Annotated in this window: 17 protein-coding genes and 4 tRNA genes; 9 read left to right on the top strand and 12 right to left on the bottom strand. The window is 47.3% G+C overall.

What is annotated here, in order from left to right; genetic code table 11:
* Nucleotides 1–438 carry a YkgJ family cysteine cluster protein gene (locus SYK_RS04215; RefSeq protein WP_281762355.1) on the bottom strand — a complete coding sequence of 146 codons (438 nt, stop codon included), beginning with the start codon at nucleotides 436–438 and terminating at the stop codon, nucleotides 1–3.
* Nucleotides 435–854: a CoA-binding protein gene (locus SYK_RS04210; protein WP_281762354.1), complete on the bottom strand. Its 420-nt coding sequence runs from the start codon at nucleotides 852–854 to the stop codon at nucleotides 435–437. The genes SYK_RS04215 and SYK_RS04210 overlap by 4 nt, the downstream gene beginning before the upstream one ends.
* 81 nt (nucleotides 855–935) lie before the next feature.
* Here SYK_RS04210 and SYK_RS04205 point away from each other — a divergent pair, with 81 nt between their 5' ends.
* Both SYK_RS04205 and SYK_RS04200 read left to right on the top strand, forming a co-directional pair.
* Nucleotides 936–2,159: a M24 family metallopeptidase gene (locus tag SYK_RS04205; protein ID WP_281762353.1), complete on the top strand. Its 1,224-nt coding sequence runs from the start codon at nucleotides 936–938 to the stop codon at nucleotides 2,157–2,159.
* Between the two features lie 59 nt (nucleotides 2,160–2,218).
* Nucleotides 2,219–2,590 (top strand): hypothetical protein, encoded by a 372-nt coding sequence (locus SYK_RS04200; protein WP_281762352.1) that lies wholly within the window; start codon nucleotides 2,219–2,221, stop codon nucleotides 2,588–2,590.
* A 347-nt stretch (nucleotides 2,591–2,937) separates the two neighbouring features.
* Here SYK_RS04200 and SYK_RS04195 read toward each other — a convergent pair whose 3' ends face one another.
* Nucleotides 2,938–4,128 (bottom strand): iron-containing alcohol dehydrogenase, encoded by a 1,191-nt coding sequence (locus SYK_RS04195; protein ID WP_281762351.1) that lies wholly within the window; start codon nucleotides 4,126–4,128, stop codon nucleotides 2,938–2,940.
* Between the two features lie 26 nt (nucleotides 4,129–4,154).
* On the bottom strand, nucleotides 4,155–5,960 hold the full coding sequence (locus tag SYK_RS04190) for a protein-disulfide reductase DsbD family protein (RefSeq protein ID WP_281762350.1): 1,806 nt from the start codon (nucleotides 5,958–5,960) through the stop codon (nucleotides 4,155–4,157).
* A 98-nt stretch (nucleotides 5,961–6,058) separates the two neighbouring features.
* Between SYK_RS04190 and SYK_RS04185 the strand changes: the two genes are divergently transcribed.
* Nucleotides 6,059–6,134, top strand: a tRNA-Lys gene (locus tag SYK_RS04185).
* Nucleotides 6,135–6,250: 116 nt separating this feature from the next.
* A tRNA-Lys gene (locus tag SYK_RS04180) sits at nucleotides 6,251–6,326 on the top strand.
* 200 nt (nucleotides 6,327–6,526) lie between these two features.
* Here the strand turns inward: SYK_RS04180 and SYK_RS04175 are convergent.
* The 8 genes from SYK_RS04175 to SYK_RS04140 all read right to left on the bottom strand — a co-directional run bounded on the left by SYK_RS04175 (nucleotide 6,527) and on the right by SYK_RS04140 (nucleotide 16,303).
* Entirely contained in the window at nucleotides 6,527–6,889 is a 363-nt protein-coding gene (locus tag SYK_RS04175; protein WP_281762349.1) for a hypothetical protein, read from the bottom strand.
* Nucleotides 6,890–7,074: 185 nt separating this feature from the next.
* Complete coding sequence (gene nifJ / locus SYK_RS04170; protein WP_281762348.1) at nucleotides 7,075–10,581, bottom strand: pyruvate:ferredoxin (flavodoxin) oxidoreductase; 3,507 nt, start codon at nucleotides 10,579–10,581, stop codon at nucleotides 7,075–7,077.
* Between the two features lie 494 nt (nucleotides 10,582–11,075).
* Nucleotides 11,076–11,438: a SpoIIAA family protein gene (locus SYK_RS04165; protein ID WP_281762347.1), complete on the bottom strand. Its 363-nt coding sequence runs from the start codon at nucleotides 11,436–11,438 to the stop codon at nucleotides 11,076–11,078.
* A 152-nt stretch (nucleotides 11,439–11,590) separates the two neighbouring features.
* A complete protein-coding gene (locus tag SYK_RS04160; RefSeq protein WP_281762346.1) occupies nucleotides 11,591–12,973 on the bottom strand; it encodes an MBL fold metallo-hydrolase in 1,383 nt (460 codons plus the stop codon).
* Between the two features lie 81 nt (nucleotides 12,974–13,054).
* Nucleotides 13,055–14,104: a hypothetical protein gene (locus SYK_RS04155; protein WP_281762345.1), complete on the bottom strand. Its 1,050-nt coding sequence runs from the start codon at nucleotides 14,102–14,104 to the stop codon at nucleotides 13,055–13,057.
* Between the two features lie 30 nt (nucleotides 14,105–14,134).
* Nucleotides 14,135–15,793 carry a Na/Pi cotransporter family protein gene (locus tag SYK_RS04150; protein WP_281762344.1) on the bottom strand — a complete coding sequence of 553 codons (1,659 nt, stop codon included), beginning with the start codon at nucleotides 15,791–15,793 and terminating at the stop codon, nucleotides 14,135–14,137.
* A gap of 218 nt (nucleotides 15,794–16,011) precedes the next feature.
* Nucleotides 16,012–16,087: transfer RNA gene (locus tag SYK_RS04145), tRNA-Asn, on the bottom strand.
* Nucleotides 16,088–16,227: 140 nt separating this feature from the next.
* Nucleotides 16,228–16,303 (bottom strand) — tRNA-Asn (locus SYK_RS04140).
* Between the two features lie 278 nt (nucleotides 16,304–16,581).
* Here SYK_RS04140 and lysS point away from each other — a divergent pair.
* Genes lysS through SYK_RS04115 form a run of 5 tightly spaced genes read left to right on the top strand, consistent with a single transcriptional unit; the run spans nucleotide 16,582 to nucleotide 23,277 of the window.
* Nucleotides 16,582–18,090, top strand: a complete 1,509-nt coding sequence (gene lysS / locus SYK_RS04135; protein WP_281763230.1) for a lysine--tRNA ligase — start codon at nucleotides 16,582–16,584, stop codon at nucleotides 18,088–18,090.
* A 25-nt stretch (nucleotides 18,091–18,115) separates the two neighbouring features.
* On the top strand, nucleotides 18,116–19,345 hold the full coding sequence (locus SYK_RS04130; RefSeq protein WP_281762343.1) for a lipoprotein-releasing ABC transporter permease subunit: 1,230 nt from the start codon (nucleotides 18,116–18,118) through the stop codon (nucleotides 19,343–19,345).
* Nucleotides 19,338–20,021 (top strand): ABC transporter ATP-binding protein, encoded by a 684-nt coding sequence (locus SYK_RS04125; protein ID WP_281762342.1) that lies wholly within the window; start codon nucleotides 19,338–19,340, stop codon nucleotides 20,019–20,021. The genes SYK_RS04130 and SYK_RS04125 overlap by 8 nt, the downstream gene beginning before the upstream one ends.
* Nucleotides 20,011–22,728: an outer membrane protein assembly factor BamA gene (bamA, locus tag SYK_RS04120; RefSeq protein WP_281762341.1), complete on the top strand. Its 2,718-nt coding sequence runs from the start codon at nucleotides 20,011–20,013 to the stop codon at nucleotides 22,726–22,728. The genes SYK_RS04125 and bamA overlap by 11 nt, the downstream gene beginning before the upstream one ends.
* Before the next feature lie 33 nt (nucleotides 22,729–22,761).
* The gene (locus tag SYK_RS04115; protein ID WP_281762340.1) at nucleotides 22,762–23,277 is read left to right on the top strand and encodes an OmpH/Skp family outer membrane protein; all 516 of its coding nucleotides are present in this window, start codon (nucleotides 22,762–22,764) and stop codon (nucleotides 23,275–23,277) included.
* Nucleotide 23,278: the final 1 nt, after the last annotated feature.

Raw genomic sequence — 23,278 nt, 5'->3', positions numbered from 1 at the left:
CTATTCGTCTGAAATCAATGCGTTTGGTGAAGTTTCTGGATCATAGCGCAAAAGGTCTTCCTTGTGCAAATACTCGCGGCCCTGACGGACAAATTCCTTGTGTCCGGCCTTGGGATTTACACCGGGACAGTAATCCTGAATCATTTCCCAACTCAATTCATCAATGAGATTGCCACGAAAATATGGCCATGCACGACAAATGTCCGGGCGTCCTGGATGCACTCCGCAGCCTTCTTTGTAGAAGATACAGTAGTTGTCTTCTCCCACGTTGAGGTGGAGTTTTCCACCGCGTTGATGTGCATATTTCCCGACCAATTCGTCGACGGAAATATTGAGGTGCTCGGCCAGACGTTTACGGTCTTTGGAGGTCATGACTATGCCTCCTTCACCTTGGCAGCAATGCCCACACATTTGACAATCAAAAGCTATTTCACTCATCTTGTGATCCCCAGTGCTTGGAGTTCGACTTTAAGGCAGCGATCTTCAACAACGATAATGCCACTTCCTTCCAGAATCTTTCGTGCTTCAGGGCTGATAACACCGGATTGCATCCAGAAAATTTTGGGAAGCGGGGTCATATTCAAAACTTCACGGGCATGATCGGGACAGAATTGTGCTGCTCTGAACAAATTCACAACATCTATGGGAGTCGGGATGTCTGTCACCGTCTGATAAGTGGGCAGGCCCCAGACATCCGAGCGTTTCGGGTGGACAGGGATGATGTCGAATCCCATATTGATCATGGTTCGACCAACACCGTCTACTGGTCTGGATGGTTTGTCTATGGCTCCGACCACCGCAATGGTCTTGACCTTGCGCAGCAGCGGGGCTAGCTCTTTCATATCAATCAACATTGTCTCTACCTCGTTTGACTGTGACGACTTGTACAGCAAACAATGCCGATTGCCTAGTTGTAATAGAGTGAAGGAGTCTCCATGTTTGAAGCTATTGCCCGTATTCCTGGAATCGAATTGACACGTCGTCATGATGCGGTTCGACGTCATTTACAGACAGTTGCCCCTGAGGCCGGCGGTATTCTAGTTTTTTCCCGTCTTAATATTTTTTATTTGACAGGAACCTTTGGTCAAGGAGTGCTGTGGCTTCCTTTGGATGGTAAACCTGTTTTGCTCATCCGTAATGGTATCCAACGTGCACGGATTGAGGCTGGGGTGGAACATATACTGTCGTTCAAGTCCTATTCAGAGCTTCCGGGTTTATGTGCTGATGCCGGCAGTCCTTTTACTGCGACTCTTGCGGCTGTTATGGCGGGATTGACATGGCAGCTCGGTTTGATGCTGTCTGCTAAACTTAAGGATTACACCATCGTTCCTGGGGATCATGCTGTCGCATTGGCAAAGATGGTCAAGTCCGATTATGAATTGGAAATTCTGCGTCGTTGTGGTGCTCTGCATCATAAATGCCTTTACGAGATGTTACCCGAGAAGCTGAAGCCAGGTATGACAGAGCGAGAAGTATCTCATCTCGCTTGGGAGGCGTTTTTTGCGGAGGGGCATATGGGCATGATGCGTATGCAGGCACACGGGGAAGAAATCTTTCTTGGTCATATCGCAGCTGGCGATTCAGGGAATTATCCTAGTGGCTTTAATGGGCCGCTTGGTTTGCGTGGTGAACATCCCGCTTCCGTTTTTATGGGGAATGCGAACAAGGTGTGGGAATTAGGTGAGCCGCTTATGCTCGACATAGGCTTTCAGATCGAAGGATATCATACAGACAAGACGCAAGCGTATTTTGCTGGGCCTGAATCAGCCAAGACTGACGAAATCCGTAAGGCACATGATTTTTGTATTGAGATGCAGAATTGGTGTTGTGAAACAGCTCGTCCGGGTGTGACTCCTGCTGAATTGTATGAATATTGCGTCGACCAAGCGGACAAGCGAGGCTTTGCAGATGGGTTTATGGGATTGGATGAGAATAAAGTGCCGTTTATCGGTCACGGCATAGGGCTGACTATTGATGAGTTCCCGCCCATCGCCAAGGGATTTGATGTTCCATTTGAGAATGGTATGGTTATCGCTATTGAGCCAAAGCAGAGTATTCGTGGTGTTGCTATGGTGGGTGTGGAGAATACGTTTGAGATTACGGACGATGGATGTAGGTGTCTTTCTGGCGATTCATATGAAATGATTCCTATCGAATAATTTTCATATGGTAGGATTATTTTTTTTAATAAGAAAACTGCCAAGAGTGTCGGGGTGTGATGATGTATTCACAGGCTTTTACTGAAAAGAAAGAGTACCTTCTGTGTGTTTCAGACGGCACAGTTGCTGACGTGGAGCATTTTATCGAGTGGGCAATGAGTCTTGTCTCCAAAGCCAAGGAAACTGGTTATTCAAGGCTTTTGATCGATAATAGAACTTTTGTTCTTGAACTTTCTTCGTTGGACGTTATTACGTTTGCTAAGTATCTTGAGGATATGGGGGCTGCGACGTTTGGACTACGTCTTGCCGCGCTTACATCCCCGATGAATGTCGAAATAAGTCGTCTGGTAGAAACATCACTCACTAATCGTTCTGCATCATATAAGATATTCCAAAGTTTGGCGGAGGCAAAGGAATGGCTTGTAGTGTGAAGAGTTTATGTTCTCATGGTAAAAAGATTCCCCAATGGGAGTCTTTTTTTTGGGTCTGGGAATTGTTTTTCAAAATATATTGGCGTTAAATCGACGCTTTCCTGACGCATGCCAAGGAATCTGATGAATACCGCTCGGATCTTATAAATAAAACATAACCATTGGGGAGCATAGTAGATGAATCCCGGCAGAAATTCTCGAAGTGTTTTTGGTGTGTTAATGGATTTGATATCGGTGTAGTCACTATTTTTGAAAAGCGGGGCGAGTTCAGGAATGGATGCAAAGTAATGTGTTGGCATAATATTTCCCTGAAAAGGCGCACGGTGCAGACCGTGCGCCTTTTGATTTTATTCGTAAGCTGCTTCAAAAATGGCGATAACGTCTTCAATGGACATTTGGACTGGCGTGATATCAAAGAGTGCCCCCATGGTCGTCAGGGCATTTTCTGCCAGCGTAGGGATCTCTTCACGAGTTACGCCGTAGTCAGACAGTTTTTCGTCAGCCAGGCCGATGTCCGTGATGAGTTTATCCAATGCGTCCAGAAAGGCCACACCGCTGACTTCTTCATCAATGCTTTCCGCCAGAGTGTCGCCCATGGCCAATGCAAGGTCTTCCAACCTTTCTTCACCGCATGCAGCCAGAAAACCGAAGTAGGCTCTTGAGATAAGCACCAGGCCAGCCCCATGAGGCAAGTCCGGGTGGAAAGCGGACAGGGCGTGTTCAAGAGAATGCTGAGAGATGCAGGAAGAATAGGATTCGCACAAACCGGCCGCAGTGCAGGCCCACGCCATAATGGTTCGTGCTTCGAGATTATCTCCGTTGGCGACAGCCTGGGGCAGGGTGTGTGCGATAAGGTGCACGGCTTCCAGAGCGAGCATGTCGCTGGCTGGCTGACGGCAGGTTGCCAGATACGCTTCGGTCGCGTGGAAAAAAGCATCCATGCCAGTGTAGGCAGTCTGCTTGGGCGGTACGGACAGCATCAGGGACGGGTCCACGATAGACAAGGCCGGGAAGGTGGAATCATTTCCCCAGCCGATTTTTTCATTGGTGCCGGATTTGCTGATAACGGTCCATGGGTCGGCTTCAGTGCCGGTGCCTGCTGTTGTTGGGATAGCAACAATGGGTAACGCGTCCTTATTTGGTTCCAGACCGCCGCCGCTACCGGACTGCATGTAATCCCAGTATTTGCCGTCGTTGGTCGCCATGAGAGCGATGGATTTGGCAGAGTCAATGGTTGATCCTCCGCCGAGACCAACGATGAAGTTCACGCCGTTTTCACGACAAATGGCTGCGGCTTCGTCCACTATGTCTGATTCCGGGTTGGGACGGATTTTGTCGAACACGATGGTCTGTACGTCCTGTTTAGCCAATTGGCTTTGGACGGTAGCCAGATATCCCTGTTTGACCATGACGCCAGATTCACCAATGACTACCATGGCTTTATTGCCACGGGGAAGGTGTGGTGTGTCACCCAATTGTTTCAGGGTGTCTGGACCAAAGATTACCCGTGTGGGCATGAAATATTGAAAATTTAACATTGAAGGCTCCTTGTTTTGTTGGAGTACTATAGCGATTTCATGATGTTTTCAAGTTGGTCTACCGTGAAGAGATCGCGAAGGACTATTGGTGACGATGGATCGTTTTTTGTGAAAATGGCTGCTGTGGGGATGCTTCTGCTTCCCAGAGCTTTAAGTAAAGCCTCGGCTTCAGCGTCACGTTCAGTCATGTCGACCTTGATGAATTTAATAGAATATTCCTTTTTCCAACGACTGACGTTTTTGTCTGTCATAACAGTTGCTTCCAATACTTTGCAGGTGGGGCACCAGTCAGCTGTGAAATCTAAAAGCAGAAGCTCTTTGCCCATGCTTTGTTGAACAGTTATGGGGGCAAATGGAGTCCATGGGTTGTTTTCAACTGAGGACGGCATCGTCCATATAATAGAGGCTGCCAGTAGAATCAGTGCACCTACGCGAACGCCCCAGCGCGATGTCGCTTTGATAGATTGGGTGCGTACCCATAGCCAACCACCAAGTAGAACAGCCCAGAGTGGGGCCAGAATACGCAAGCTTTCGCTGCCAATGGCGATGGCGACTAAGTAGAAGGCTGTGCCCAGAAGGAAGAAGGCGATACCTTTTTCCACATATTCAATCCATGGGCCTGATTTTGGCAGAAAGCGGGCGAGTTTTGGATTGAGGATCAACAAGAGGTATGGGCTGGACATGCCGATACCGATGGAGATGAAAACAATGACAATGACCAGTGGTCCTTGAATAAGCGCCCAACCAAGCACGCCGCCCAGGAACGGGCCACTACAGGGTGTTGCAAGGAGTGTGGTCAGCATGCCTGTGAAAAAGGCCTGTTTGCGAGGATTGGCGTGCCCTGTACCGAATTTTAAATCAATGACTGGCAGATGAAATAATCCGAACAGACTGAGGCTGAGTGCTCCCATGATGGCGGCTATGCCAAGGACAAGCCACCGATATTGAAACAACGCTCCCCACGCTTGACCTGTTGCTCCAAGTACAATGGCGAGAAAGAGGAAGAAGCTGAGGACGCCTAAGACGAAAAAGAGGTTGTGTTCGCGAAATGCGGCGATGGGGTCTTTGCCGTTTGTGGATGTGCTTGCGCCAAGAAGGGCAGAGAGCTTGAGGCTTACCACGGGCAGGACGCAGGGCATAATGTTCAGTATAAGCCCAGCCAACAATCCCATGAGTATGGCAGACAGCAAGCTCGCCACTTCTAGTCCGGGCTGGAGATACGTTGGAGTAAATTGCCATTCCACCATTGTTGTTTGCGTGGAATCAGTGACGGCCTCGGCTGGTTGTGCCGTGGTTTGTTGGGTTAATTGTTTAAATGTATTCCACCATGGTTGTTTATCTGCAAGCGGTAGAGTCGCAATATCAAGGCTGGTGTCACCAAAGGTAAGGTCCAGACGAACCGGGACGCATTTTGTCGGGTGGCATAAAAGAAGGTCCAATTGCAACTTTATTGGGAATACTGGTTTACCAACCGGAACTATGGCGAAAAGTTTGGTTCCACTTTTGTATGTGTTGACCATGGAGTCAGGGTCAAAGGCATCTGGTTTGACGATTGGGTCTGGGTAGCGCGGTGTAATAGCAGCATCGGAAGCCGTGGTCCCTGAAAGGCGTGTAGGTTTACCTAGGCCACCGGGATCGTTAGCATAGGTATACCAATCTGGTTCCATGTTCAGAGAGAGCGTTAGGAGCAATGCGTCCGGGGCAAGCCTGTAGGCCTCCACCGGAGTGGTCATGGGGATGCTTTTGGGTGATATCTGTGCATGGGCAGTCGTCCAAAACAGAGATAGCAGTAGAGCGAAAAACAGCGTGGTAATTTGCTTGGTTATCTTCATCTTAAAAATGGTTAAAATTAAAAATAATATTGTTGACAAATTCAAGTCTGACTTATAGTTATTCTCTCCGTTGAGCGCAACAACGTTTAGCACTGAGTGGGTCACTAGCTCAATTGGCAGAGCAGCGGACTCTTAATCCGGAGGTTCAAGGTTCGATTCCTTGGTGACCCACCACTCTGAGATCAATGCCCGTTTTCAAACCGGGTTTCTTAAATATTTAGTTGTTGACAAATTCCACGTCGACTTATAGAGATTTTTCCCGTTGAGCGTAACAACGTTCAGCACCGAGTGGGTCACTAGCTCAATTGGCAGAGCAGCGGACTCTTAATCCGGAGGTTCAAGGTTCGATTCCTTGGTGACCCACCACTCTGAATATCACACCCCGTCTGAAAAGGCGGGGTTTTTTTGTTGGTAGAGTGTAAAATGGGACGTGTCATTGGGTGAAATCCTTTTATTTATAGACTGTAACCGCCACTGATAATGGTGGCAAGCTTGTGCAACTTTACAACACAATGGAAAAGGCCGGAACACTGTCCCGGCCTTTTCCATTGTGTTGAGCTATTGTTTTAGCCGCCGAACCAGCCGGGAGCTATGACTTCAAGTGCTTTTGTATAGTGGACCCTCAGGTCTTCAAGCTTACCGCCGATAACCTTTTCCTGCGCACCAAGACTGGATGGGCAGGTTTGCTGCATTTCTGATGCGATGGCATCGAGTTCTTTGACGGTGGATTTGATGAGGGTAATGGTGTCTGCAACGTCTTTTCCCTTGTCTGATGCCAGAACATCATACAAACGGGCTTTCCATGTGTTCAGCTCCATCTCAAGGCCTTTGCAGTAGTGGGCAACGGCTTCCTGTTTTCCTGCGTCTGACGGGCAACCATCAATGCCCATACAACTGGGGCACGGTCCGGGGTAGTCCATATTCGGCATAACGTCCTCCTAAGTTCAGTTACAGATTCTAGTTAGTGTCGAAGAGTGTATACCATTTTACGTATTGTTGACGAGTCTGGTTTATTGGGTCTGCCTCTTTTCTAATCAAGGAAGAATTATTCGCCCATTAACAAGGCCCTCTCAGTATAACTGAGAGGGCCTTGTTTTGTGTGTTTTATATAACGTTATTTGTCGTCGCAGCCGCCAGCCATGTGTTTCAAGGTCTCATATCTTTTGTTAAAATCGATTTCAATTTTTTCGCGATATTCCTTGGAGAATTCTGGGTAGAATCGTTCCAGCATGGCGTAACGATTTTCACCGGACAGGAATTCCTGCAAGGTTCCGTCAGGAGCCTTGGATTCCAGAATGAATGGGTTTTCGCCTTGGTCGGCCAGTTCCGGGTTGTAGCGGTAAAGCGGCCAATAACCGGACTCGACTGCCAATTTTTGTTCGGACTGAGTTTTGCCCATACCTTTCTTGATACCCTGGTTGATGCAGGGGGCGTATGCGATGATCAGGGACGGGCCGGGATATGCTTCGGCTTCCTTGATTGCCTTGAGGAACTGGTTTTTGTTGGCTCCCATGGCAACAGAAGCGACGTAGACATAGCCGTAGGTCATTGCCATGCGGCCGAGGTCCTTTTTAGGTGTGGATTTGCCGGCTGCAGCAAACTTGGCAATGGAACCCATAGGGGTTGCCTTGGATGACTGCCCTCCTGTGTTTGAATACACTTCGGTATCCATGACCAGAATGTTGATGTCTTTGCCGGAGGCAATCACGTGATCCAGACCGCCGTAACCGATGTCGTAGGCCCAACCGTCGCCACCGAACACCCAGATGGATTGTTTGGTGAACAAGTCGGCCATGGATGCGATTTCGCGGAGATCCTTTTTGCGAGAGCCTTTCAGAGCTCCCTTAAGCTTGTCGCCTGCAATTTTGGATTCTTCTGAGTCGTCCTTGGCCTTAATCCAGTTGTTGAGAGCTGTCTTGAGTGCCCCTGTTTCGGATTTTGCGGCCTCTTTGGCCAACTCTACGAGATGAGCACGACGTTGATCTGTTGCCATTTCGATACCGAAGCCGAATTCAGCGGCGTCTTCGAACAGGGAGTTGCCCCATGCCGGACCGTGCCCGTCAACATTAGTGCAGTACGGTGTGGTCGGTGCGGAAGCACCCCAGATTGAGGAACATCCAGTAGCGTTGGCAACAATCATACGTTCGCCGAAGAGTTGGGTGATGACCTTGACGTAGGGAGTTTCGCCACAACCGGCGCAGGCACCGGAGAATTCCATAAGAGATTTGCGGAATTGGCTGCCCTTGACGGATTCGCGACCAAAAGCATCTTTGTAGGAGACTTTGTCAGCGAAGTTGAAGTTGCGTATCTGCTCGGTGGTTTGGGATGCGATGGGCTTCATGACCAAAGCTTTTTCCTTAGCTGGGCAGATGTCTGCACAGTTGCCGCAACCGAGACAGTCAAGAGTGTTGACCTGCATACGGTATTGCATTCCCTTCACATCTTTGCCCATGGCGTCCACGGTTCCAAAAGATTTGGGGGCTTTTTCCATTTCTGTTGTGTCCGTGAGGACCGGACGCAGAGCAGAGTGGGGGCAGACAAATGCACATTGGTTGCACTGGATGCAGTTGTCTGCAATCCATTCGGGAACCATGATGGCAACACCACGTTTTTCATATTTGCTGGTGGAAACGGGCATAGTGCCGTCGTGTGAGAATACTGAAACCGGCAGAGTGTCACCTTTCTGAGCCAGAACAGGACGCATTACGTCGGAGACGTATGCGGGTTCACGGCGAGAGGTGGCCTTGTCGTCTTTCAATTTTTTCCATGCAGCAGGAACTGGGATTTCAACGATGGCATCCACGGCGTTGTCAACTGCGGCATTGTTCATGGTGACGATCTTTGGTCCTTTCTTACCGTAAGCGGCTTCAATGCCTTCCTTGAGAAGGGTAACGGCTTTTTTGAAAGGAATAACGTCTGCCAGTTTGAAGAAGGCAGTTTGCATGACCATGTTGATGCGTCCACCAAGACCGACTTCACCAGCTATTTTCACCGCGTCTACTGTGTAGAACTTGAGGTTCTTTTTAGCGATGGTCCGGCGCATGGAAGCGGGCAGTTTCGTGTCCATTTCCTCGGCGGTCCAAGGGCTGTTGAGTACGAAGGTACCGCCGTCCTTGATGCCTTCCAAGACGTCATACAGACTGACGTAGCTTGGATTGTGACAGGCAATGTAGTCAGCATCTGTTACTAGATACGTAGACTGAATGGGTTTCTTGCCAAAGCGCAGATGGGAAATGGTAATGCCGCCTGACTTCTTGGAGTCGTAAGCGAAGTATCCCTGTGCGTACATTTTCGTGTTGTCGCCGATGATTTTGATGGCCTGTTTGTTTGCGCCTACAGTACCATCGGAACCAAGGCCCCAGAATTTGCACTGCACAGTACCTTCAGGGGTGGTATCAACACAGTCGCAATCAGCCAGAGATGAATTGGTAACGTCATCGTTAATACCCACAGTGAAACCGTGTTTGGGCTTCGCCAGTGAATCAAAGACTGCCTTGGCCTGTGCCGGGGTGAAGTCTTTGGAGCCAAGGCCATAACGGCCACCGACGATGATTGGTGCATCCTTTTTGCCTGCATAGGCAACGCAGATGTCCATGTACAGAGGATCACCCAGAGAACCTGGTTCTTTGGTTCGATCCAGAACCGCGATCTTCTTTACGGTCTTAGGAATGGCGGACATCAAGTGTTTGATGGAGAAGGGACGGAACAGCCGTACCTTAATCAGGCCGACTTTGCGTCCGGATGCGTTGAGATGATTGACAGTTTCCTCAATACATTCACAAGAAGAACCCATGGCGATGATGACTTGGTCCGCTTCGGGATGACCGACGTAATCGAACAATTTGTAGCGGCGACCAGTGATTTTGCCGACCTTTTTCATGGCGTCTGTGACCATGTCGGGAATGGCTTCATAATATGTATTGGTTGCTTCACGGCCCTGGAAGTAGATGTCCGGGTTCTGTGCTGTGCCGCGAATGTCCGGGTGCTCGGGGTTCATGGCTTTCTTGCGAAATTCAGCCAGTTTATCCATGTTCACCAGTGGTTTCATGTCATCGTAATCAATGACGGCGATCTTTTGGATTTCATGCGAAGTACGGAACCCATCAAACACGGACATGAAAGGAACTGAAGATTCGATGGCGGCAAGGTGTGCTACCAGCGAGAGGTCCATCACTTCCTGTACAGAGTTGGAGAAGAGCATGGCAAAACCAGTCTGTCGGGTGGCCATGACATCCTGATGGTCGCCGAAGATGGACAATGCGTGAGCCGCGATTGCTCTGGCGGATACGTGGAAGACGCCGGGAAGCAGTTCGCCGGAAATTTTGTACATATTGGGGACCATGAGCAACAGGCCCTGAGAAGCAGTGAAGGTGGTGGTCAGTGCGCCACCGGCCAAGGAGCCGTGAACCGCACCAGCCGCACCCGCTTCAGATTGCATTTGACGGATCTGAACTCTTTGTCCGAAAATGTTTTTTCGCCCTTGTGCCGCCCATTCGTCGGCAATTTCTCCCATGGGGGTGGAAGGGGTGATAGGATAGATAGCAGCTGTCTCACTCAGGGCATAAGCCACGTGAGCGGCAGCGGTATTGCCATCCATTGTCTTCATCGTTTTTTTTGGCATGTAACTCTCCACAGTTTTTGATAGGACTTAATCAGCCAATAATTTCTGAGATCAATTGCCAGAATTATTTTTTGCAAAGTACCCGTTATTCATTTTCTACAGTAGAGTGATGAATAGAGTGGCTTTGCCGTGATATTATGCTCGGGCTATAACCGCGCATCGTTATGACTTTTGTCTCGATTTATGGGTCTCGGGTCAAGGGTTTTGACTTCCGTTCCCCGATGAATCTACGCCACTTACCGATTAATTCCACTCAAAAACCTTTTTGATAGTATTGTGATATAATTCACATTACTGAATACCCGACTGGACCGGTTTAGTTCTTTGGTTTTTAGCTTGCGTGTTTAACAGTCTTTTCAAGATGCCATACCATTTGAAGCAACCAAGGGGCTATTTGAGGAGGATCTCCATTAATTCATATGTACTGACTCTTGATTTCTCAAAATGAAATGTTTCGAGTATAATTGGCTGTCAGGGTCTTCTAAAATCTTAAGTTATTCCTGAATCCATATCAAGGCTTCACCTTTTTCTTCAGTGGTATACGTTCGTAACTCGATACTTGGGAAGAGTTTGTCGCTGACTTTTACCAAATTTGTAATCCATCCCTTGTCGGTCACAATGGCTTCTTTGGCAAAACGACGCATATTCGGAAGGGCGAACTTGATATCTTCATAGAGCGCGGCAAGAGTAAATCCTTCCCATTTGTCGAGCTCGACGTAAATATTCAGACGTTCATCTGTTTTTCCCATTGTTGTTTTCACTTTTTTAATAACTTCTTCCATACCGTCTTTGGTGATTTTTCCAGATATCTTTATTCCGACAGTCTTTGTTGAAGGAATTTCAATAATGTTGATCATAGATTTTCTCCATTTTGATGTTTTTAGCAAATTGGAATTATGTCGACTATTATCTTAGTCGCAAGAAGTTGAGCAAGTAGTATCCGTTCGATTTGTGGGTACTCAAAAAAAAGCCCTGAATAACAGGGCCATTGTTGTTTTTAATAAGATGATTATTTTTCGGTGCTGTAACCGGCTTTATTCCAGGCGATATAGCCTCCGGCCAAGCTGCGGACATTCCAGAAACCATGTTTTTGTAAATATGAAGCCGCTATATTGGCACGGTAACCACCTGCGCAGTAGAGGATATGATGATCGTCTTCGGACAGGTCATATTTGCCGTTCAGAATATCGGCCAGCGGGATGTGTTTCGCACCGGGGATTCTTCCGCCTTCCCATTCTGCCGGGGTGCGAACATCCACTAGACTAAGTGGTTTATTGTCTGCCTGACAGTTTTGGAGGTCTTGAGCCGAATCAATGGATAATTTATTTACCGGACGTCCACTGAAGACCCACGACTGGATGCCGCCAGATAAGTAACCATAAATCCTGTCGTATCCGATACGGTGTAATTCCGTACGCATACGATTATAGCCTTCTTTGGAATCCACGACGAGTAATATGTCTGCCTTGGGATCGACGACCATGCCAACCCAGTTGGCGAGACTTGGTTCAAATCCGATATTGATGGAACTGGGAATGTGGTACCCTGCATAGGCTGCTGCGTCTCGGACATCGATAACGACAGCGCCATCCTGCATCTTTTCTTCAAACTTGAACGGGTCCATGGCAAGGTCCATGGGGCAGCGTTCAAGCAGAGGAGCGCCATTGGCATTGGTAGAGATGATGTGTGTAAAACTTTTGGGACGAGCTGGAAATTCCTGGCTCATGGCTAGATGGAAGGCTTCATAGCTATCGAAGCCGAGCATAGCATTATGGCGACGCTCGAAACCAAGTGTAGAACTAGGTTTGGAACTCATGCCGCGTCCACATAGAGAACCAGCTCCGTGGGCCGGGAATACTTCCAGACTATCCGGGAATTTGTTGAATTTGATATAGAGCGTATTCCAGAGGTTCTGAATTTGCTCATCAAGTTTAGCGTCGCCGACCAAATCAGGGCGACCAATGTCATTGACGAACAAAACGTCACCTGTGAGCAGCATCCACGGCTCGTTACCACGGGAAAAGTCTGTCACGAGCAAGGATAGTGCGTCTGGGGTATGGCCGGGGGTATGCAGTACTTTGAGACCTGCATTGCCAATGGTGAGTTTGTCACCTTCCTTGAGTGGGGTAAAAGCGTATGAGACCGGCGAAGTCTCGTAGACCATGACATCACAACCGGTATGAGATTTTAGTTCTTGAGCACCCGAGACGTGATCCGCATGAACATGGGTATCAATGGCATGGATGATTTTCATCCCTTCATCTCGCGAGATGTCCAGATAATCCTGCACATCTCGTTTGGGGTCGACAACAACCATTTCTCCGGCTGTGGGACAACCTATAACATAAGAGAAGCACCCGAGGCCGGGAGTGGTGATCTGTTTGAAATACATAAGTGGCTCCTTTTTCAACACTCTTCTTAATTGCTTAAGACGGTAAGTCGAAAACGAAGCTGTGGCAACAAGTGAGAATGATTATTTTAACTCGTCAGCCTTGTTGATAAATCTTGTCGCGAGGTCATCCAGAATGTCTGCAGCTGTTTCAAAGGTTTTGAGTTTCTTTTCCGGTTCGTTGAGAACGCGACGGTAGGACCATTGAGCCAAATAGAAAAGTTCGGCCTCAGTGCATGAATGACAGGTTTGTTTTAATTGTGTGAGAAGTTCCGCTTTGACCTGCTGACGTTGTAAAATAGCTCGTTTTAGATCAGCGCCAGCCTTTTTTGTGTCTTTTTCATCAGCAAGTGCTACCTGCATTTGTCCATTGGCTCGTTCTACGGCCTTGACCGCCCGAAGATATCGGCCAGCCATATCGGTCAGATGAGGTTGTTGACCTATGGCTCTTAATACGGTGGCAGTGCGTTCAATCCTGCGACTATTCAGTCGAAGCATAACTGCAATTTCTGCATTGGTCAGTGTGCGCATGACCTGTATTTTGCCTTCGATGTATTGGCGTTCGTCAGTAGCTGCCGTATCCGCCAGATGAACGACAAATGCCTCGGCGTAGAGTTCATAGAGCGTTTTGAGCATGGTCGGAGTGAACGCATAGTCGAGGACTGCTCGACGTGAGGCGCGGATATCATTGCCGGAAACTGCAAAACCATCGAGTTCTCTTCCATAATATTTGTTGAGCGTCATGGCAGAGGCAAGTGAAGTCGGTTTGCCGTTGGGACCGGATGGCAGAAAACGGTGCAGGAAATAATCAGCCAATGATTCCACAAAAGTGAAAGTAACGACTTTATCTTCTGAAATTTCGATAGTCTGTGGTTCTTTAACAACAGGAATCAGAACCGGCGCCGGTGGTGGGGTCGTGTCTACTGGAGTGGCTGTAGATGGTGAGTAGTCTGGAGTGGCTTCTTGGCCTCCATTCACCCAGTCGGGAGCTTGTGCTGGCTTTTCTACCGTTTGTTTTACCTGGGCCGTATTCTTCGGTGTTTCTTCCGGGGAATCAGACAAAAGCAGGTATGAGCCGAGGGCAAGCAATATGGCGCATCCAATGAGGATCAAGGCAGTTTGGCGTTCTTTCATGGTGATATCTCCTGAGAGGTTTCTATCAGTTTATGCGTCCTGTTTCCAGCTGTATTCATTGTCTTCATCAGCGTTTGCACATGTGAGGTCAATGTCTCGTAATAAGGCCCAATAGGTCGTTCCTTTGACAGCCTGTTCGCACATTTGTCGCATGCTGGAGTAGTATTCGAGAAGCGAAACCAAGGTGTTCAATTCCACATGGCCTTGAGCTCCTGTCCGCAAAAGATCGTCTTTGAGGTCGTGGTACAGATCATCGAGTTGGTGCAGTTGTTGTTTCAGGTCCACAAATTCGGGAGAGCAGGGAGTGTGCGCCACATTGATGATGTCACGGACTTCCCGTCTGAATGCCCGGGCAGTTTCTGTTGTTGCCTCGGGAAGTGAGTGGTCGAGAAGTGTATGCTGTTGAGAAACTTCAGTAATGATATTGATGGCTTTTCTAAAATATTGAATAACTCTAAGTGCAGCGGGGAGTCTGAGCGCAACAGTATCTGGCAGGTCGAGTCGTTGGATTTTGACACAGTATCCACGGATGGCGACGATCAATGTGTCGAGGGCGGTTTTGTCTTTAATAAAATCCGTGTGGCGGAATTTCGAAGTCACGGCTTTTTGACAGACTTCACGAGTCATTTCGCCTAACCGTCCCAATTCCATAAATAAAGCATCCATGGCGAGTGAAGGGGTGCTAAGGACGTTGTTGTCAAGGTATTTGGGTTTACCTAATTCGGTGACTTCCCGACCAATATGTCGATTTAGGAAATTGACGAGTTTTGACGTGAAAGGCAGAAATATAGCCACACCAAGCACATTGAATACAGTATGAAAAATAGCGAGTGTTGTTGCCAAATTATAATCACTATCCAGTGAGGATAAGACGCTGACGGCCTTGAGTAGAAGTGGGATGGTCATGATGGCGACAATGCCAGTCACTAAATTAAAAATAATATGTGCTGCAGCGACTTTTTTAGCATTGTAAGTAGCACCTATAACAGAAAAAAGTGCTGTTGATGTTGTGCCGATGTTTGTGCCGATGGCCGCAGCCGCAGAGCTTTCCAATGTGACGATACCCGACATTGCGGCAGTGAGGATGATGGCCATGGCCGCGCTGGAGCTCTGCATGAGCAGAGTCAGGATCGCACCGAGAGTGACAAAAAGCAGGATTCCAGGGATGCCGCCGATGTTTAATGACGCAAGATCAACTGCTGTGCCCAGATCCTGAAAGGTGGATTGCAGTATTTCAATACCAAGAAAGAAGATGCCGAAGCCGGTAAGGGCATCGCCAATGTGTTTTCGGCGGGAATGTGCACCTGTGAGTCTGAGAATTGCGCCAAGGCCAATGAGGGGGAGGGCTAGAGCTTTGACTTTGACGCTGACGCCGACAGCGGCAACGATCCAACTGGTCACAGTTGTGCCAATATTGGAGCCGAAAATGACACCCACAGACTGCGGCATTGTCATGAGTCCCGCATTGACGAAACCTATGACCGCTACAGTGATGGCACTGGACGATTGGACTAGAGCTGTAACCATGAAGCCGGACGCAAGTCCCCTGAGGGGGGTCTTTGTCCATTTACCGAGGATGGAACGCAGGGCGTTGCCAGCTGCGTTGCGCAGTCCTTTGGTCATTAGTCTCATGCCGAGAAGGAAAAGTCCAAGTCCGCCGATAAGACCGGCTCCAAGTGAAAAGATCATAGTCGGTTCATAGCTCCTTGCAATTTATCGATATTACATTCTTAGTTTGGCATGGAGGCAAAGTAAACAGGTTTATGGTGTTGGATTGGCGGGGTGAATCTGTCTTCATACGTTTTTTTGCTGAGTCTTCAAAAAAGGAATCGAAAGAGGGGCTTCTTGTTATACACGGCGTGCATAGAAAAAGCCCTTACGATTTCTCGTAAGGGCTTGTATTTGCTTGGCTCCCCAGCACGGACTTGAACCGCGGACCTAGTGATTAACAGTCACCCGCTCTGCCAACTGAGCTACTGGGGAACATTTATTGCCGAAGCGATTATTTATCTAAATAAAACGCTGGCAGTCGTCAAGAGAAAAACTCAATTAAAACGAAACAATGTATCAACTCCCTAAAAGAAAAAGGGCTGTATCTTTCGATACAACCCTTGTAATTTCAGTGGCTCCCCAGCACGGACTTGAACCGCGGACCTAGTGATTAACAGTCACCCGCTCTGCCAACTGAGCTACTGGGGAACATTTGTTCGTGTGAAGCGAATGAGGGTCTAAATAAATCTCATGTGGCGGTCAAGCAAAAAAAACATTTTTTTTAAGAAAAGTTTAAAAAGAATTCACCGGGTGTTAAAAGGCCCATTTTCTTGACGGGAAGTGTTATTTGGCTTACGGAATCAACGTCTCTTGTTTTTTTCTAGACTTTATAAGAGACAGGGAAAAATACTTTGGGACAAAATAAGAAAAAGAATAAGAAAATCAAGCTCGCAACCAAGTCGCAGTACGCGGCTCGGTTTATGCCGATGCTCGAGGCCCTTCAGGCCAAGGATGAGTTGAATTCTGTTATTAAGACTCGCGTTGAAAAGGCGTGTGGTCTTATGGACGATAATGTTCACCTATACCCTAATGATTTCAAACGCGACACGGAAGTGAAGTCCATTCTGGATCAATTATCCGAAGCCGATGATGAAACCCTCGGGGCTAGTGAACAGACATTCGCTATTGCAGGACGCGTTGTTTCCTACCGTTCTTTCGGTAAGGTTACTTTCTTTAACCTTAAAGACCGCAGTGCCAAGATTCAGGTCTACGCTGCTCGAGACGAACTCGGTACCGAAGAGTATCAGCGTTTCAAAAAAACAGACATCGGCGACATTGTTGGTGTGACTGGAGGGGTGTTCAGGACTAAGACCGGTGAATTGACTGTCAAAACCAAGGCTTTCAAGCTGATCACCAAGTCCATGCGACCTCTGCCGGAGAAATATCATGGCCTTAAGGATGTAGAGACGCGATACCGTCAGCGGTACGTGGACCTCATTGTTACGCCGAGAACTATGGAAATCTTCAAGGCGCGGACCACTATTGTTCGTGAGTTGCGAGACATTCTTGATGAGAAGGGGTTCATGGAAGTTGAAACCCCCATGCTGCAGGCTATTCCCGGCGGTGCTACTGCCAAGCCTTTCGAGACTCATCACAATGCGCTCGATATGAAGTTGTATATGCGTATCGCGCCGGAATTGTATCTCAAGCGCCTTTTGGTGGGTGGATTTGAGCGGGTATACGAAATTAACCGCAATTTCCGTAACGAGGGCACTTCCACCCAGCATAATCCTGAGTTCACTATGCTTGAATTCTACTGGGCCTATGCTAATTTTGAAAACCTTATGGATTTGACCGAAGAGATGTTTTCGCGCCTCGCGAAGAAGGTTACCGGTTCCACTGTTGTTCCATATCAGGGAGAGCAGATTGATCTGTCCATCGGCGCTTGGACCCGTATGCCGTTTCACGAATCTTTGGAAAAGATTGGTGGAGTGTCTCCTGATGTCTACACCGATTATGAAAAGTGTCGTGATTTGGTGAAAGAAAAGGGCGAGAAGGTCGTTGAAGACGAAAAACTCGGCAAGCTTCAGGCTAAGCTTTTTGACATGCTTGTAGAACCGAAACTCGTACAACCTCATTTCATTTATCATTATCCTACAGATATTTCGCCTCTTTCCAGGCGCAATGAAGATAATCCTGATATTACGGACCGTTTTGAATTGTTCATGACTGGTCGAGAACTGGCTAATGCATTTTCTGAGTTGAACGATCCAGTCGATCAACGTGGTCGATTCGAGATTCAGGTCGAGGAAAAGGAAGCTGGAGACGAAGAAGCGCATTTTATGGATGAAGATTATGTTAGAGCCCTTGAATACGGTATGCCGCCGGCAGCCGGTCAAGGAATTGGCATCGATCGTCTGGTAATGCTTTTGACGGACAGTGCCTCCATTCGTGAAGTCATTCTGTTCCCGTTGCTCAGGCCGGAGGCCGGGTAGGGCTTTGGGCCCGCGAGTAAATTATATGCGATTTGAAGCCTTTATTGCACTCAGATATCTGTTCGCTTTGCGTAAGCAGTCGTTCATATCTGTTATATCGTTGTTCGCTGTGTGCGGTGTAGCTCTTGGAGTTGGCGCGCTCATTGTCGTCATCGGTGTGATGAATGGTTTTTCTACGGATTTGCGTGATAAAATATTGGGCGTTAACGCCCATATTCTGGTGACCTCCCTGCGGGGGGGCATCAAGGATTCAGACATTTTGGCCGATGAAGCGAAAAAGGTGCCTGGCGTCATTGGCGTCACGCCCTTCATTTATTCAGAGGTCATGTTGTCCACGCGAACTGGAGTCAAAGGCGTTGTTCTCCGCGGAATCGATCCGTCAACTTCAGACACCGTTTTGAGTCTGTCCAAAGACATGATCAGTGGCGATGTTCGGAGGCTTGGTGACAACGATGATTTCCCGAGGATTATCATCGGTTCTGAATTGGCAAAAAGACTTGGACTGATTGAAGGGTCTGAAGTCAATCTGCTGTCGCCATCAGGGCGTTCCGGGGCGGCAGGATTTACGCCAAGAATTCGTCGCTTTATTGTTGCGGGTGTGTTTCGTACCGGTATGTTCGAGTATGACTCGTCATTGGGCTACGTCAGTCTCCCTGAGGCAAGAAAATTGCTTGGATTCAAGGGCGATGTGGTTTCCGGGTTAGAAATTAGTGTAGACGATGTCTACAATGTTGAAGCTATTTCTGACGCATTACGGGAAAAAGTAGCTACGTTCACAGTCTACGTTCGTCATTGGCAGGAGATGAACGCGAATTTATTCGCGGCCTTAGAGCTAGAAAAAACGGCGATGTTTATCATTCTTGCCATGATAGTGCTGGTCGGCTCATTCAGTATTGTCACAACGTTGGTAATGTTGGTAATACAAAAGACCAAGGACATTGCAGTACTTATGTCCATTGGAGCAGATGCCAAAAGTATCAGAAATATATTTATGCTTCAGGGGACCTTTATAGGTCTTGCAGGAACTTTGATTGGGTTTCTTATTGGAGTACCGCTCAGCCTGTTGCTGAAGAAGTATCAGTTTATCAAGCTGCCAAGTAATGTTTATCCGGTTGATTACCTGCCGGTTCGTCTTGAAACTTTTGATATGGTGGCAATCGGTGTTGCGGCATTTTTGTTGTGCTTTCTGGCAACCATTTATCCGGCGCGGCGAGCTGCTGCTTTAAGTCCGAGTGAAGCCTTGCGTTATGAATAAAGAGGCTATATACCGACTGGTTGCCGTGAGTAAGGAGTTTCAAGGACCGCCTGAAACGGTGAGTGTCCTGAGAAACGTTGACCTGACAATTGATCGAGGTGAGTCCTTGGCTATTCTGGGGGCTTCAGGATCGGGCAAGACAACATTGCTCCACATGCTTGGTACGTTGGACCATGTGACGGCTGGTCAGATATTTTTGAATGGGGTGGATTTGAATACTTTGGGAGACAGAAAACGGGCTGAATTAAGAAATCAAGATATTGGTTTCGTCTTTCAGTTTCATCATTTGCTCCCTGAATTTTCAACGTTGGAGAATGTTGCCATGCCTGCTTTTATTGCAGGGAAAGGACGTTCTGAAGGTATACGGCTCGCAAGAGAAGCCTTGGATATGGTTGAACTTACTCATAGACTAGAACATAAAGTGACGACTCTTTCGGGAGGCGAAAGGCAACGGGCCGCCATTGCGCGTGCCATTTTGCTACGTCCTAAAGTGCTTCTAGCTGATGAGCCTACGGGCAACCTTGATGCGGAGACTGGAGCCATGATTGGTAAATTGCTGGTCTCACTTAATAATGAATTAGGCATGACGTTTGTTGTCGTTACACATAATCCGGAACTCGCAGGTATGATGCATCGGCGTGTTGAATTGCGTTCAGGAGAACTCTATGCTCATTAGTCTTCGCAGACTTGCCATTGGGGCGATTGCAGCTTGTTTGTTGATGGTCGCTGGTGCGGCCTTTGCTGCTGATGGTCTCAATCAGGATATTAAGGTTACCGTATTACCTTTCGAGGTTAATGCCGGTGACGATTTGTCCTATCTTAAGGACAGCCTCCCTGAGCTTTTGACTGACCGTCTTCATGAGGCTGGTTTTAATGTCGTTGATCAGGCTGAAGTTGCTCGTATTGTCGGCGAAAAAGGCTATACTCAGTTTACTCCCACTACAGCGCGTGAGATTTCTTTGTTGGCCGGTGGTGAATTTTCAGTTTACGGCTCTCTGAATCAAATAGGAGAGAGCCTGACTTTGGATGCTCGTCTTGTCGATGCATATGCCAAAGGTCCTGGTAAGAAAATTTCTGTGACCAAAGACGGTCTTATCAACCTGCTGCCCGCCGTTGATGCCTTGGTGGACCGTATGCGTATGGACCTTCTTCGTCAGGACGTGGTGGCCGAAGTTGATGTCGAGGGAACTCAGGTTCTTGACAAGGAAGTCGTCATGATGCGTCTTACTATGCAGAAAGGCGATATCCTGACAGCCAAGTCAGTCAATACTGCGCTTAAAAATATTTATGATCTTGGTTATTTTGATGATGTTCAGGTTAAAGTTGATTCTGTTGAGAATGGCAAAAAAGTCATTTTTGATGTCAAGGAAAAGCCACGTATTCAAGCTCTTGGAGTACGTGGGGCCGATAAAATTGATTCCGAAGATATCCTTGAAGCTCTTTCCACCAAAAAGGGTGGCGTTGTTAACCCTAAGGTTTTAGCTGATGATATTCGTGTCATCCGTGAAATGTACCGGAAAGAAGGGTATTACAAAGCCAAGGTCACTCACGAGGTTGAAGATGCCGGGAAGGGCGTGGCCCGTCTGACTTTTGTCATTGATGAAGGTCCGCAGTTATATATTGAAAACATCATCATTGATGGTGCCAAACAAATGGATCCAGATGATGTCAAAGATATACTGGCTCTTAAAGAACGTGGCATGTTCTCTTGGATTGATGATTCAGGTGTTTTAAAAGAAGAGCTTTTAGAGCGTGATGCAGCTGCTATCATGGCGTTGTATCAGAGTAAGGGGTTCCTTACTGCCAAAGTCGGACGTCCTGATGTTGAAATCAAGGATGATGGCATTGATGTTATTTATCGTGTGTGGGAAGGAGATCGTTTTAAAATGGGGCAGACCTTGTTTAAAGGTGACCTCATTGAAGATCCTTCCAAACTTATTGAAGTGACTGCTATTGATGCGCTTCATGATGAAGATGAATATTTTGACCGGACTGTGCTCAAAAGAGATATTGAAGCACTGACAGTTTATTATAATAATTACGGATACGCTTACGCTGATGTAGGTGTAAATTTACAGGACAACCAAGAAAGCAAAGTTGTTGATGTCGTTTATACCATCTCCAAACATCAACGTGTTCATATTCGTCGTGTCCTTATTGAAGGAAATACTCGTACCCGTGACAACGTTATCATGCGTGAAATGCGCTTGGCTGATGGCGATCAGTTCAGTGGCGATAAGTTGAAACGATCCAACCAACGCCTGACTAACCTCGACTTCTTCGAAAAAGTCGACATTTCACCGGTTCCAACTGGCAACCCTGAAGAGATGGATTTGGTCGTCAAGGTTAAGGATAAATCTACTGGTAAGATCAGTGGTGGTATAGGTTATTCAACGTATGATGGTGTGTTCTTCGGTGGTACCATTGGTGAGAGTAACCTCTTCGGTAAAGGGTATCAGGCTAGTTTTGAAGGGCAGATCGGTGGTTCTAAGACATCATATGTGGCTAAGTTTATTAATCCGCGTATAAATGACACTGATCTTGGTTTCGGTCTGCAGGCTCATAATACTGATACGGAATACAATCAGTACGATAAAGATGCCCTCGGTGGTAATGTCTATTTCTTCTATCCTCTTGGTGAATATACAACGCTCAAGTGGGATTACGGTTTGGAAAAGTATAATATTAAAAATGTGGCAGATGATGCTTCCGATGACGTAAAAGACGATGCCGGATACCATCTCGCTTCTACTCTTTCTGCAAGTGTTACCCGTAACACCCTTGATAATTATACTTCACCAACCACTGGAACAAAGCTTTTGTTACGGATGATTTTTGCCGGTGGTCCAATTGGTGGTACTGATGATTATGTGAAATATGTAGGATCACACGATTGGTATATGCCAGCCTTTGAAAAAGTGGTCTTTCATACGAAGTTTTGGGCTGGTTATATTCACCAGAACTTTGGTGGAGAAGAGATTCCGACAGCACCACGGTTTGAATTGGGTGGTGTTAACAGTGTGCGTGGTTACAGCAACTACGACATTTCTCCGACAGAAGATTCGACTTCCAGTTCAACCGTTGGTGGTGACAAAGCATTTTATACCAATATTGAATTGAAGCGTCCCATCAGTGAAGAATTGGGTATAATGGCATTAGTTTTCTTTGATGCTGGTAACTCTTGGAAGGAAGAGGAAATGTTTTTCGAGTCCGTTACTCGGTATGGCGAAAAACCTTCCTTGGGCTTGTATAAGAGTGTGGGCGCTGGTGTTAACTGGAATTCCCCCATGGGTCCTGTTGGCCTTGTGTACGGCTACGCTTTGGACCCACTTGATGATAACGGTCGTCATAAGATTGAGTTGCTTATGGGACAACAGTTCTAATTTAAAGATGATTTTCATTTAAGGAGTTATACAATGAAAAAAGTGTGTCTGCTGGCTGTTTGTTTTGTCTTTCTTTTCCAGGCCGTAGCATTTGCCGAAACCAAGATTGGTGTTTTTGACGCCAAAAAGGTCATGCAGGATTGCCTCTATGGCAAAGATGTAAGGGCAAAGCTTGATGCCAAGTTTGGTGCTCGTGGCGAGCAGCTCAAGAAGGAGAGAGAGGCTCTTGAGAAACTGAAAGTGCAGATTGAGAGCAAGGCCTTTGACGAAAAGACCATGCAGGACAAGATTGTTGAAATTCGTCGTAGAAGCCGTGATTGGACTGAAGATTTTCAGGTTTATCAGAAGTCCATTCAGCGCGACCAGAATCAACTGGGCAAGCCCGTTCTTCAGAAGTTGGAAAAGGTTGTCATGGAATTCTGCACCGCAAACAAGTTTAGCATTGCTTTTGACAAAAATACCCCCGGTCTTGCGTTTATTGCGGACGGTTTGGATATTTCTGCCGATATCATCAAAGAACTCGATAAGATGAAAAAATCCGGAAAGTAGA

Source organism: Pseudodesulfovibrio nedwellii, from assembly GCF_027923765.1.
Taxonomy (GTDB): domain Bacteria; phylum Desulfobacterota; class Desulfovibrionia; order Desulfovibrionales; family Desulfovibrionaceae; genus Pseudodesulfovibrio; species Pseudodesulfovibrio nedwellii.
Note: the sequence above shows the minus strand (reverse complement) of the source record. Positions and strands in the feature narration are given on the sequence as shown.

Coding starts and splice junctions, on each gene's coding strand:
- bamA (WP_281762341.1), top strand. CDS start 20,011: ATGCTCATTAGTCTTCGCAGACTTGCCATTGGGGCGATTGCAGCTTGT.
- SYK_RS04130 (WP_281762343.1), top strand. CDS start 18,116: ATGCGATTTGAAGCCTTTATTGCACTCAGATATCTGTTCGCTTTGCGT.
- SYK_RS04115 (WP_281762340.1), top strand. CDS start 22,762: ATGAAAAAAGTGTGTCTGCTGGCTGTTTGTTTTGTCTTTCTTTTCCAG.
- SYK_RS04125 (WP_281762342.1), top strand. CDS start 19,338: ATGAATAAAGAGGCTATATACCGACTGGTTGCCGTGAGTAAGGAGTTT.
- lysS (WP_281763230.1), top strand. CDS start 16,582: ATGCTCGAGGCCCTTCAGGCCAAGGATGAGTTGAATTCTGTTATTAAG.
- SYK_RS04200 (WP_281762352.1), top strand. CDS start 2,219: ATGATGTATTCACAGGCTTTTACTGAAAAGAAAGAGTACCTTCTGTGT.
- SYK_RS04195 (WP_281762351.1), bottom strand. CDS start 4,128: ATGTTAAATTTTCAATATTTCATGCCCACACGGGTAATCTTTGGTCCA.
- SYK_RS04215 (WP_281762355.1), bottom strand. CDS start 438: ATGAGTGAAATAGCTTTTGATTGTCAAATGTGTGGGCATTGCTGCCAA.
- SYK_RS04165 (WP_281762347.1), bottom strand. CDS start 11,438: ATGATCAACATTATTGAAATTCCTTCAACAAAGACTGTCGGAATAAAG.
- nifJ (WP_281762348.1), bottom strand. CDS start 10,581: ATGCCAAAAAAAACGATGAAGACAATGGATGGCAATACCGCTGCCGCT.
- SYK_RS04155 (WP_281762345.1), bottom strand. CDS start 14,104: ATGAAAGAACGCCAAACTGCCTTGATCCTCATTGGATGCGCCATATTG.
- SYK_RS04150 (WP_281762344.1), bottom strand. CDS start 15,793: ATGATCTTTTCACTTGGAGCCGGTCTTATCGGCGGACTTGGACTTTTC.
- SYK_RS04190 (WP_281762350.1), bottom strand. CDS start 5,960: ATGAAGATAACCAAGCAAATTACCACGCTGTTTTTCGCTCTACTGCTA.
- SYK_RS04205 (WP_281762353.1), top strand. CDS start 936: ATGTTTGAAGCTATTGCCCGTATTCCTGGAATCGAATTGACACGTCGT.
- SYK_RS04160 (WP_281762346.1), bottom strand. CDS start 12,973: ATGTATTTCAAACAGATCACCACTCCCGGCCTCGGGTGCTTCTCTTAT.
- SYK_RS04175 (WP_281762349.1), bottom strand. CDS start 6,889: ATGCCGAATATGGACTACCCCGGACCGTGCCCCAGTTGTATGGGCATT.
- SYK_RS04210 (WP_281762354.1), bottom strand. CDS start 854: ATGTTGATTGATATGAAAGAGCTAGCCCCGCTGCTGCGCAAGGTCAAG.